Genomic DNA, 12,609 nt, shown 5'->3' with positions numbered 1-12,609 from the left:
ATCGTCATGGCTAAGGTTCCACCTGGCGGAGACCTCCCCACCTCGCCCGCACAATCTGCGGGATGAAGCCTTATCGTTTAGTAAACGACAGCCTTATAATGATCTTTCGCACAACAGCATCATTGATTGCCGAGAAAACCAGGGATCTGGCGAATACGCCCTTTCACTTGCTCGGCCGTGATGAGGCGCGAGCATTCGAACATCCGCGGCGTGTCTTTTTGCCGCGGGCACCACAAGAAATCGGTACGGCTGAAATGGCAGCGCACATCGTTCCAGCAGGAATTGCAGCTATGCCAGTTAATGACACGGTAGGGCGTGTGGAACTCGTTGTGAGGATGGGTAAAGCCGCTGATCAGCACGACAGGCGTCCCGACTGCCCAGCCTAGCCAGGAAAGCCCGGAGGAGACACAGACGAAGAACTCAGCATGTTTCAGCCAACGGGCTCGTTCAGGAAAGGGCTTGTCACCGGTCTGGTCCTCGGCGCCACGGGGCATGGACGTGAGGACATGCTCCCGCCCATCGACCGCATTGCGATCAATGCAGATCACGCGATAGCCAGAAGCCTTGAGGAAGCCGACGACGTCGTCCCAACCCGTCGGATTGTTCCACTTCTTAAGCTGCGCGGAACCCTGTACCGCGATGCAAACATAAGGCTCCAAAAGCGGCCGGCCGGGATCGTCATAGGCGAGACGCGGACGCGCTTCCCGCCTTGGGAGGCCGAGGATGGCGCCCGCCATGTGATGCAGTGCGTCCGCCCGATAGTCATAGGGCTGCCAATCATTCTTCACGTCGTTGAAGAAGACCATCACCTTGTACGTCGCATAGAATTGGTCAGGATCCGGGGTGCCGAGCGGAACCAAGGTGATATGCGGATAGGCCCCCTGGAATAGCGGAATGAGACTTGGGACCATTTCGCAGGTCATCCGGCATCCATGCCGTTCCTGAAACTGCACGGCATAGGAGAACCAGGCGATGGTATCGCCTATCGCCCGGTCGAAGCGCAGCAGAACGGGCTTGTCCCGCGCGTCATATTCATGGCGGAAGATGCTGACGCCGTGCTCCCACACTTCCATTTCGAACCGAATGAACCAGTGCTTCGTGCTGGCGACGACGCCGCCCTCCGATGGTCCGTCGAAAAGGACATTGGCCGTATCGAGGTCCCGCAGCCGCACACGCCATTGCCCTGGTGGCAAAGCGATGCGGGCGCCGTCGTTGAAGTCGAAGCGGATGCCGCGCGGTCCCTCCTGCGTCAGGATTTGCGGAACCTCCGGCCCCACGGTCGCTGGGACCTTCGGATGTGGCGAGGCCGCGGGGTCGAGAGCGGGGCTCGCATTATCGGCGATACGCGGTAGCGGAAAGCTTCCATCCATGGCGGCGTCTCCGGATGCGAGGGGTTATGCTTGGCTCCCCACTCTTCGCCGCTCTCGCCGTCACCTGTCCACAACGAAACGATACCAGATCGTTCTCTATTCGTTCCTAACTCGCCGCTCCTGTGTTAAGCCTGAATAAGAGTTTCGACTCAGCGTGGCTGCGGTGCGGATGGCGGAACCGGCGGCTTAGCGGGAGAAGACCGATGCCAGAACTGCCAGTTCATCCACCGCTGCGCCTGGCTACCGTGCCGATGCGCATAGACCTTGGTGAACTCCGCCCCCAACAGAAAGATCTGCGCCGAGTAATAGACCCATAGAAGCAAGATCACCAACGCACTGGCAGCGCCATAGGAAGAAGCGACGTGGCTGCTGCCGATGTAGAGAGCGATGCCCGTCTTGCCAATGACGTAGAGCACAGCGGTGAACAGCGAGCCGATGATGACGTCTCGCCATTCGAGTTTCTTGTCCGGCAAGACCTTATAGACCGCGGCGAAGAGCACCGCGGTGATCGCGAAGGAAATGCCGATATTAATGAAGCGCAACAGAAAACTTACGCCGGGAACGACTTGGTTGACGCGGTTCCAGGCCGCGGTGAGGGCGGCGCTGATCGCGAGCGACACCAGTAACAGGAAGCCCAGGCTCGCGACCAGGCCCAGGCTCTGCGCGCGCGCCTTGACCAGCCGCGTCACGGTCGAGTGTTCCGCCGAGGGATCGGCTTTCCAGATCGCGTTCAGGGAGGACTGCAGCTCCCCAAAGACGCCGCTCGCCGATATCAGCAAGATGACAACGGAGGAGACCGTCGCGATAACGCCGGACTTCTTGTTCGACGCGCTCTGGATCATCGACTGGATGAGGCCGGCGGCGTCCGGACCCAGCATGCCCTTGAGCTTGCCGAATAGCACGCCGCGTGCGGCATCCTCGCCGAACACAAAGCCGGCGATGGCGATCATCACCAGCAAGATAGGAGCCAGCGAGAACACGGTGAAATAGGCGATCGACGCGCCACGGCTGAGGCAATTGTCCTCGATATAGCCGCTGATCGTGTCTTTCGTCATGGCCCAGACTGCCCAAGGCTTTTTCTCGGTGGCGGCCGGCGCATCCATCCGATGTCCTCCTTACTCCCGTGTCTTCGAGAGAAGGGGGCCGCCGCCGTTGGGTCAAGGCGCAGATGGGCTCTTCAGTTCATACGCTGCGCCATCAAATCGCGGTTGATGGCGGCCATTGTTCCAGGCTCCGGACGCCGGAGGACTGTCGCAATGGGCAGGCGATCCCTCACCCAATTCTGAAAGTTGTGGACGATGACTTCTTTCTCTGAAAGCACGCCGACGCTGTAGGCGCTCGAACTAAGGCCGCCTTGAACCGAAGTCACAAGCGCGTCATCCTCGCCTTGCACGCGATTGTTGATGCGCGCGTTGAGCCAGCGCTCCGCCCGCGCCTGCCGCCCCTCGAGTTGCTCGGGCAGACAGAAATTCTGGTAACGAAGCTGAGAGGTTCCAGGGCCGGTCGGCAGAACCTGAAAATGGCCGATCATCTCAGGATAGACGTCGAAGGAAAGCAGCGGGAAGAAGAAGAGATAGGTCCAGTTTTCCCGCATATGCTCCGGCAGATGCTCCGGCCTGCGCCTCAGCGACTGATACATCCGGCCCGACCAGCTCGTGCCCGCCTTTTGCCGCAGCGAGTGGCCCAGCCTCGCTACCCGGCGCGCGGGATCGGCTGCGAGATCGTAGCGGTTGCCCATGAGGCTGAAGAGTTCCGGGTGGCCTTTGGCGAAGTGATAGCCCTCCAGGTAATTGTCCCAGACGGTCTTCCAGTCCGCGTGATTCTCCTGAACGGTGAGTTCGCTCGCTGGAACCAGTTCGTCGAAACGATACGCCTTCATCTCCTCCGCATAGGGCGCCAGGCGTTCGGCAACCGAGGGGCCGTCGCCGCCGAAGCGGATGAAGACGAAGCCCATGAAGACTTCGGTCTCGACGCCGAAGAGGCCGTAATCCAGGCGTTCGAACTCCGCGAAGCTATGAGGCGCCGCCACGGTGTTCAGCGCGCCATCCAGCTTGAAGGACCAGCCATGATACGGGCAGACAATGGCGCCGGGGCAATTGCCGCCCTCTCCCGTCACCACCGCATGCGCGCGATGACGGCAGACGTTGTTGAAGCCGCGCACCACGCCATCCTTGCCGCGAATGACAAAGGCGCGCTCCCCGAGCAAGGAGAAGCTGCGGTAGTCGCCGGGATTCTGGAGCTGGCTGATGTGGCAGACGATGTGCCACTCCTTGAGGAAGATCTCCTGCCGCTCGAGGGCGAAGAACTCCTCGCTCACATAGGTCCAGCTCGGCAGCGTCTCGGGCGGGCCTGCCGGTTTTTCCGGGGCACCGTCGGTTGTCTCGCCGCCTGGGAAGGCGATGATGGTCGCGGGGGATTTGGCGGCTGGAGGGTCGGCGGGGAAGCCGGGCAGGATCACCGCGAGGAAACGCAGGCAGCCCGCCACAGCCGCCTGCCGGTCAAAGGCCGGCTCGTCGAAGAGGATATCCTGCCAATAGCTATCCAGCAGGCCGATCAGCGACCGCGCCAGCACATCCGAATCACATTTCGGGCCCCCCACGGCGCCGATCAGATCGCGGATCGCGGCCATTTGGAAACGGTCATGCTCGCCGCAGAGGGTCGTGTAGGAGGCTCGCCAGCGCGCCTCGGACTGAAACGCGTACCAGACAGCGACATGCCGGGCGCTTGCAAGGTCACGGTCGAAATGCAGCAGGACCAGACCCCGCAACCCATCCACCGCATTATCACCCGCCTCGGACAGCACCGTCTCCACCCGCCGTCCAAATTCCTCGGACAGGGTTCGCAGGGTTTCGAGCAGCAAGGTGTCCTTGGTCGCGAAATGATGGTTGACGATGCCTGCCGACAGACCCGCCTCGGCCGCGACGCGCGCCAGCGTCGTGCCGGCAAGCCCATGTTCGGCGATCACCCCGGTTGCCGCCTCGATGAGCTCGCGGCGCCGTCCCTCTCGTGTGCCCCGATCGACCCGCACCAAACCATCCGACATCGGCTTCTCCTGCCTCGCCCTGACCGTGTTATACGGCCATTCAACAATATGGGCAAGATTGTTGAATGGCCGTATTATTCGGCGAGAGGATGTGGCGGCTAATCCCAGAAACCGCCATTGGCTCGTGTTTCAACGATGTCCGGTGTTTGCCAGGCGCTCCGGATGCCCCACCAGAAGAAGCCCAGCGCCACCACGATGACCAAGACCATGTCCCAGCCAAAAGGCACGTAATTTGCGCCGCCGAAGCGTTTGCTGCCGCCCCAGGACACCAGGCACATCACCAGAAAATACCCGACGAACCACCAGCCGGCACGCAACTGGGGGCGGAAGCTACTCCAGCCGACGCGGCTCTGGTAGAAGGCGTAGATTGGTACGGCGGCCAATAGAAGCAGGATGATCTTCCCGGTCAGCGGCCAGCGCGCCCAGTAGAGCAACAGGGACGCGAAGACAAAGCCCGTCGGTGCGAGAATCTCCATGGCCGGCAGCTTGATCGGGCGCCGTAGATCGGGCGCGATACGGCGCAAGCTGAGAGCGCAGACCGGCATCATGAGGAAGCTGATGACGGTGGCGACCGAAATGACCGCCGCCAGCGCGCTCCAGCCGCGAAAGAAACAAAGGAAAACGATGGACACGACGAAGTTGAACCAAAGCGCCGGGCGCGGCGCGCCGGTAATGGGATGAAGCCGGGAGAACATCGCGGGCAATATGCCGCCTCGGCTCGTCGCGTAAACCATGCGGCTCGTTGCCGCGACATAGGCGATACCCGTGCCGCTGGGGCTCAAGAAAGCGTCGAAATAGAGCAGCATCGCGAGCCAGGAGAGTCCGAAGGACATCGCGAGTTGCGCGAAGGGTGAGCTGAACTTTATCCCACTCCAGCCATGAATCACCAAACGCGGATCGACGGCGCCGAGATAGGCGATCTGCAGAAGCAGATAGATCACACCCGAGATAAGCACCGAGCCGACGACCGAGAACAGAATATCGCGTGCGGGGTTTTGCGCTTCTCCTGCCAAATTAAGCGGACTTTGGAAGCCGTTAAAAGCGAAGATGATGCCGGACGTCGCGACGGCGGTCAGCACGCTGGCGGCGCCATAGGGCATGAAACCGCCGCCCGTCGCTCCCGTCACATTGCCCGGATGGAAGCCTGTGGAGAGCAATGCGACCGCCGTCATCGCCGGCACCAGCAGCTTGAAGATGGTGATGAGCGTGTTGACCCGGGCAAAGAGCCGGACGCCCCAATAGTTCAGCAGGAAATAGCCAATGATGAGGAAACCTGAGAGCACGATCGCGAGAAACGTCAGGTGTCCATTCTGAAACAGCCGGTGGCACCACGCGAAAGGCCAGGAGCTCATATATTGGATCGAGGCTTCCGCCTCGATTGGAATGACGGTGACGATCGCCAGCCAATTAGCCCAGGCCGAAAGAAAACCGACAAGCGAGCCGTGGGTGTAATAGGCGTAGCGCACCGTACCGCCGGTCTCCGGAAACATGCCGCCCAACTCGGAAGCGACGCCCGCAATGGTCAGGACGACGAGACCGCCGACGATCCATGCCAGAATGGCGGCGGGTCCGGCGATCGCGGCCGCGCGTCCCGCGCCGAAGAGCCAACCCGAACCAATAATCGATCCGATGCCTGTAAACAGCAGCGGCCAGGCGCCGACCTCGCGCCTTAAGTGACCCTTCATCAATTACCCCTCGGTTAATCGTGTCGTCGCCGTAGCGACTTTTCGAGAGGGAAGCTAAAGACTTGTGATTACCGAAGCATTTAATCCAAGCGTCTCGTTTCGCGTATATCCTCGCGGTTAGGCGTGGACCGCCTTAGTGGGCGGCCACGGGTGCCCGAGAGTAGGTGGTAGGGAAAGAGTCAAGGAATGGTTCGTTCAACAATAGCGGATAGCCACGCGCGTTGAGCAAGTCGACACGCGCTTCGGCAAGCTTCGACATAAGGCTATAGAAGGTTTTGAAAAGGTGCCGGCCCTCCTTAGTCTTCGTGAAAAAGTCGAACTGCTCCTTCGGCGTCCAATCCGCCTGCTGTACGAAAAGTTCCCTGATGCGTGCGAGAAGCTCAGGTTCGTCCCGCCTCAGGCGCCGGCACTGCTTGAAGAGTTCAAGTACCGCGGACTCCTTACCCGGACCCGCGCTCGCGATCTTACCGGAACCCGGCGAGAAGTGGTTCGCCGCGGCGCTCGACCTGAACACGCGCATCCGATCCTCATCCACATAGAACGCCATCGGATTGAAACTGTTGCGTGTCTTCCAGTCGATATCGACGAAGGGCGCGAACGGACGCTTTGGATCGAACTGGATAATCTGATTCAAGACATCGAGAATAGCACCCTCATCGGAGAACAATGCCTCCAGAAGCATAGGATCTTTCGCGAAGGCTTGTGCGGTGGCGGCGATATCGAGTTCGCCATTGGGATCGGCAATAAAGAGCTTGGAGAATTGCCCAGTGAAGTGAAGCAAGGCGTTCTGCAGATCGCCGCCGAGTTTGAAGCTGCTCACCTTCTGGGTTCCGGAGGACATACCCCCGGTGATGTTGAGCACCGCTGGGATACCATGGGCCATAGCCGCCGACGCCAGGTTTGGTGTGGGAAAGCTGGTGCTGTTGGTGTGGCCCCGGTAGACGGTCCTGGTCTCGAGCTTCTCCACAAGCGAATGACGGGCGACGTCAGGCAGACGATGATAGACTTTGGTTACATTGAAAAACCAATTATTGTTGATCAAGCTTTGAAATCCATGGAGCTTGATCTCTTTTAGAAGATCTTCATCCACATCTTCTGGCGGGATTTCATTGCGCCCTTTCCCGAATAGTTTCTGAAAAAATCGCTTCGCCACACCAAGTCCATGCAGCGTTTGCGCCGACATGCCATGCGTCCAGTAGGTTCCGACACGACCCGGATCCGAGTGAAGTTTGACCACGTCCCTCTCGAAAAAGAGCGTGACCTCGGCTTGGCCCTGGGGCTGGAAAGGCAGGACTGGGAGAACCGCGCTGTTGACGTTAGCGAGCATCTGGCCGAGGTTTAAGAAGTTTAGCGCGAAATCGAATTCCCCATAGGTTGTCAGTTTCGTCGAAGCAGCCGCGGTCCGAAAGACAGCCCGGCGGCGGGAATCGCGGCGCGGCATCGCAAATGACTCGCTACTCAATAACTTGGCGACGTCCTTGTACCGCGCGTCGAGCGCCTGTCCAAGCTTATCCGCCTCAGGATTGGGTTCGCGGAGAGACCCCTCGTGCTTCGCGGCAGCAATCGATAACGCCAGGTCCGACAGCGCCAGAGAAAAGCTGTTGACGCCATCGGCCTGGATCTTGAGCGTTGCCTCCGGCGTTCCATCCAGCGGATAGTCGCCCCCAAAAATGTTCTGGTTGATCCGGTCCAGCGCTGGCTCGGGCGAAAAGAAGTTGCCCGGCATCGCATCGTCGACGTCGGACATGAAGCCCTTGTACGTCTCGACGAGACGATCCAGATTGCGATCGATCTGTTTCATGAGCTCGACCGGATCGCCGCCATCCCTGAGCTCGGCCGCCACGTGGAAATGATGGTCCGCCATCGCTGCCGGATCGCCGTAAAATCTGCGTCGCGCGTCGTCAAAATACCGAGCATGAGGTTTGTTCTGTCCGAACATTGGCCAGAATTTCTTGGAAAGGCGCAAAGCCGGATGCGTGGCGCGCGGCCCGGAGGGGGCGGTGCCGGCCTCGCCATAATCATGCCAAAGACGTCCCAAGAATTTAAAGCCCTCGTCGCTCTCTTTCAGGTAGCCAATGTTCATCATCTCGGCGATGGGCCTGTTAGTTCGTGAGAGCCGGACACTTCGTTTTTTGATGTAAAGCTGCCCGAGCAGATCGGCATTCCCGGCGATCCGAGTATTAAAAACATTCTTGAGCGTTCCGCCGGTGACTGCCTCCGCCGAGAGGGGTGTAAATCGGAGATCGGCATTGACGGCTGCGGTGAACTGCTGCCAGGCGCGCGGGTCTCCCTTCAATTTCGCATCTGTCACATTGTCCGGCCCGGAAATCCTCTGGTTGTAATTGTCGAGGTAAAGCGCTGCGAGCGCGTTCTCAGGATTCTCCTGTCGTTCAGCAATCCGCTCGAAATCTTTATTACGCGGGAGGTATTTGCGCAGCATGCGATCGATTGCATTTGTATGATGATGCCCACCTCTCGCTGCATCGAGATAAGCGCCCACCTGGCTGCCGGCCTGATGAATGCCGACCCTGCTCACCCCTTTTCCCATTTTTTCGGCGTTCATGAAGTATGGCAGCTTGTTTGGCAGCGGATCACGATGACCGCTAAAAAAGAGCCTCCAGAAACTCTTGAAGCTTCGTGTCGCCTCATGCCTTTCGCGCGCGCCGCGATTTGCTCGGTGGGAGAAGAGATTGCCGATGGGCCCTTGGAAAACACTATATTGCGAGGCCGCGACTGCCATGCCCGGCGCATCCATGCTTGATTCGAGATAACGGCCCCATTCAGCCAAAACGGAAAAGCCCAGACTAGCTGAGACCGCCGCAAAAACGCCGAAGCTTGCCTTCAACCCGGCCTTGAAGCCCGTTAGCTTGTAGCGGTTGAGGTCGCCGTCCTTGTCGCGTGACCAACTGATGGTTCGCTGCAGGCCCACCGGAAGGAGGGCGCTAATATTGAAGATGCCACTATTTCCTTTGGTAAGGCCAACACCGCCCTGCACGCCGACATTGTCGCCATAAGTAACGGAATGCCCGGATCTGGGAATTCCATGCTGATGAGCCGTTTTCTTGAGTGCTGCGAAGCCCTCCACCCCCGCAAGTTCGATCAGTGGAATGATCGAGTTGGTGCGCGCCATCCGCTTAGATGCCAGCATCATGGCGGCAAGCCAGCCGATAAGCGCCTTGCCGTCCTCCGTCGACGCGTTCTTCTTGGCTTGATTACAGGCCAACAGCATGTCGTCAAACAGGTCGGCGAGGTGTTCGATCGCCAGCGCCGGATCGAGAGGCTCGCCCGGCGTTTTGGCGGCAAGCCCGACGCAATCCTGGTAGAGACGGCCCGGCAGTCCTTCGAGTTTCGCGATAAGTGGTGCAAGGGCGTCCCTATCCGCGCCGGGCGGCAGTGACTTTAACTCCTTGGCGAAGTCCCGCGTAAAACCCTCGAGCGCACGAGGGTTGATGATCCCGTTTCGGAAGATTTCGTTGGCAACCGCTGTTTTGGGTTCCTTATTGTGGAGCTCGATCAGGAAGTGACGAACCGCCTCTGGATCGCTCCAATCGATCGTTGAAACAGGTTCGCCTTCAACCTTGGCTGGGGAGGGCTCATGCGCTTTCCGCGCGACGCGTGGTCTTAAGGATGGTGGCGGACCGCGAAGCTTCGGTTCAGAGATATCCTTCGGCACCGAACGAGCCTCTTTGAGGCCGGCATCAAAGGCAGCCGAATTTCTTGTGTCCTCGGGCCTATGCTGGCGTGTGAACGGGGCAGGATCATGCCCCCAGAGATGCGCGGTAACCATTTTTGCTTTCCTCCGCACCGACAGTGGAGCAGCAAAAAGCTTTTGGTTTCGTGAAGATCTTTCCTCAAATTTTCGACATCGTATTGATTTAAGTGTTGTAAACCTGCGCGTCAAATTATGGGTTTGGTAATCGCCGCTTCATAAAAACTCGGTGCCACTCGAGCAATCCGCCCGGATCGTACGACCGTCATGATCGCGGCCAGCCTATCCTTTAATGACGCGATCGATGGCCTTCAGCCGCGCCAGCACCGCCGGCATCTCGCGTAGCGGGATCATGTTCGGTCCGTCGGACGGCGCATGATCCGGATCGGGATGCGTTTCCATGAAGATCGCGGCGCAACCCACCGCCAAAGCCGCGCGTGCGAGCACCGGCGCATATTCGCGCTGCCCGCCGGAGGCACCGCCCTGCCCGCCCGGCTGCTGCACCGAATGCGTGGCATCGAAGACCACGGGGTAGCCGGTGCGCGCCATCTCGGGCAGGCCGCGGAAGTCCGTCACCAATGTGTTGTAGCCGAAGCTCGCACCACGTTCCGTCAGCAGAATGCGCTCGTTGCCGGTGGAAGCGATCTTGGCGGCGACATGCTTCATGTCCCAGGGCGCCAGGAACTGGCCTTTCTTGACGTTGACGGCGGCACCCGTCTCGCCAGCCGCCAGCAGCAGATCCGTCTGGCGGCAGAGAAACGCCGGGATCTGCAACACGTCCACGGCTTCGGCGACGGGGCGGCACTGCGCCGCATCATGCACGTCGGTCAGAACCGGCACACCGAAACGCTCGCGCACGCCAGCGAGGATGGCGAGGCCCTTGGACAAACCCACGCCACGCTCCGCGCCGCCGGAGGTGCGGTTCGCCTTGTCGAAGCTGCTCTTATAGATGAGCGGAATGCCGGCGGCCGCGCAGATCGCCACTAGCGCCTCGGCCACTTCCAGCGCATGTGCCTCGGATTCGATCTGGCAGGGACCGGCGATGAGGACGAAGGGAAGGTCGTTGCCGACCGCCACGTTACGGATGCGCACGACCGCCATCAGACGAGCCGCGCCTGGCGCACGCAGGCCGCGACGAAGCCCTCGAACAACGGATGCGGATCGAAGGGTTTCGACTTGAGTTCCGGGTGATACTGGACGCCGATGAACCAGGGGTGATCGGGATACTCGATGATCTCAGGGAGGATGCCGTCCGGCGACAGCCCTGAGAACCTCAAGCCCGCCGCTTCGAGCTGTTCGCGGAAATGGATATTGACCTCGTAGCGATGGCGATGCCGTTCCTCGATCGAGGCCGCGCCGTCATAGACCTCGCGCACCAGCGATCCGGCCGCCAGCGTCGCCGGATAGGCCCCGAGTCGCATCGTGCCGCCCAGATCGCCGCCGGCCTCGCGCCGCACCAACTCATTGCCCTGCGCCCATTCGGTGAGCAGCCCCACCACCGCCGTCTCGCAAGGGCCGAATTCGGTGGAAGAGGCACCCGGCAGGCCGGCGAGGTTTCGCGCCGCCTCGATCACCGCCATCTGCATGCCGAAGCAGATGCCGAGGAAGGGCAGCTTGCGTTCGCGGGCAAATCGAACCGCCTCGATCTTGCCCTCGGTGCCACGCTCGCCGAAGCCGCCGGGCACCAGGATGCCGTGGACATCTTCCAGCCGGTGCACGGCGTCGGGCTGCTCGAAGACCTGGCTATCGACCCATTCCAGCCGCACCTTCACGCGGTTGCTGATGCCGCCATGGGCCAAAGCCTCGGCGAGCGACTTATAGCTGTCGAGCAGGTTGGTGTACTTTCCAACGATGGCGACCCGCACCTCGCCTTCCGGCGCGCGAATGGCGTCGAGGATGCCGTGCCAGCGCGAGAGGTCGGGCGCGGGCTCGGTCGGCAGGTGGAAGTGCCGCAGCACCTCCCGGTCCATGCCTTCCTCATGATAGCGCAGCGGCACGGCATAGATCGTATCCACATCCAGCGCCGCGATGACCGCGGAGGGCCGCACGTTGCAGAACAATGCGATCTTGCGCCGCTCGGTTTCGGGAATCGGACGGTCGCAGCGGCATAGCAGCATCTGCGGCTGGATGCCGACATTCAGCAGCTCTTTGACGGAATGCTGCGTCGGCTTGGTCTTCAGCTCTCCGGCCGAGGGGATATAGGGCACCAGCGTGAGGTGAACGAACATGACCTGCTCGGGCCCCAGTTCGTTGCCGAGCTGGCGGATGGCTTCCAGGAAGGGCAGGCTCTCGATGTCGCCGACCGTGCCACCGATCTCGATAAGCACGAAATCCAGCCCCTCGGTGCCCTTCAGGATGGTTTCCTTGATGGCATCCGTGATGTGGGGAATGACCTGGACAGTACCGCCCAAATAGTCGCCGCGACGCTCCTTCGCGATGACTTCGGAATAAATCCGGCCGGTGGTGGCGTTGTCGAGCTTGCCGGCATGGACGCCAGTAAAACGCTCGTAATGGCCGAGGTCGAGGTCGGTTTCGGCCCCATCATCGGTGACGAAGACCTCGCCATGCTGATAGGGGCTCATGGTCCCCGGATCGACGTTGAGGTAGGGGTCGAGCTTGCGCAGCCGCACGGAATAGCCGCGCGTTTGCAGGAGCGCTGCGAGCGCTGCCGCCGCGATGCCTTTGCCGAGAGAGGAAACCACGCCGCCGGTCACAAAGATGAAACGCGTCATGGACGGTCCTCATACACGTCCGCCGCCGGCCGAGGAAACCCCGGCCGGGCGTGACGCAGCCACGCGGCGG

The 12,609-nt window shown here is 60.6% G+C and carries 7 protein-coding genes; all 7 read right to left on the bottom strand.

Annotated features, from left to right (window positions below):
* Positions 1-119: 119 nt before the first annotated feature.
* Complete coding sequence (locus GSQ83_RS06000) at positions 120-1,370, bottom strand: autotransporter strand-loop-strand O-heptosyltransferase (RefSeq protein WP_158801985.1); 1,251 nt, start codon at positions 1,368-1,370, stop codon at positions 120-122.
* Between the two features lie 149 nt (positions 1,371-1,519).
* Positions 1,520-2,473 carry a YihY/virulence factor BrkB family protein gene (locus GSQ83_RS05995; protein ID WP_158801984.1) on the bottom strand — a complete coding sequence of 318 codons (954 nt, stop codon included), beginning with the start codon at positions 2,471-2,473 and terminating at the stop codon, positions 1,520-1,522.
* A gap of 74 nt (positions 2,474-2,547) precedes the next feature.
* Complete coding sequence (locus GSQ83_RS05990) at positions 2,548-4,413, bottom strand: SRPBCC family protein (RefSeq protein WP_158801983.1); 1,866 nt, start codon at positions 4,411-4,413, stop codon at positions 2,548-2,550.
* A gap of 98 nt (positions 4,414-4,511) precedes the next feature.
* Complete coding sequence (locus GSQ83_RS05985; RefSeq protein ID WP_158801982.1) at positions 4,512-6,098, bottom strand: APC family permease; 1,587 nt, start codon at positions 6,096-6,098, stop codon at positions 4,512-4,514.
* Positions 6,099-6,231: 133 nt separating this feature from the next.
* Positions 6,232-9,885 (bottom strand): hypothetical protein, encoded by a 3,654-nt coding sequence (locus GSQ83_RS05980; protein WP_158801981.1) that lies wholly within the window; start codon positions 9,883-9,885, stop codon positions 6,232-6,234.
* 204 nt (positions 9,886-10,089) lie between these two features.
* Positions 10,090-10,908: a 3-deoxy-8-phosphooctulonate synthase gene (gene kdsA / locus GSQ83_RS05975; protein ID WP_158801980.1), complete on the bottom strand. Its 819-nt coding sequence runs from the start codon at positions 10,906-10,908 to the stop codon at positions 10,090-10,092.
* A complete protein-coding gene (locus GSQ83_RS05970) occupies positions 10,908-12,539 on the bottom strand; it encodes a CTP synthase (RefSeq protein WP_158801979.1) in 1,632 nt (543 codons plus the stop codon). Before GSQ83_RS05970 ends, kdsA begins: the two co-directional genes overlap by 1 nt.
* Between the last annotated feature and the right edge of the window lie 70 nt (positions 12,540-12,609).

This window comes from Acidisoma sp. L85 (assembly GCF_009765865.1).
GTDB lineage: Bacteria > Pseudomonadota > Alphaproteobacteria > Acetobacterales > Acetobacteraceae > Acidisoma.
Note: the sequence above shows the minus strand (reverse complement) of the source record. Positions and strands in the feature narration are given on the sequence as shown.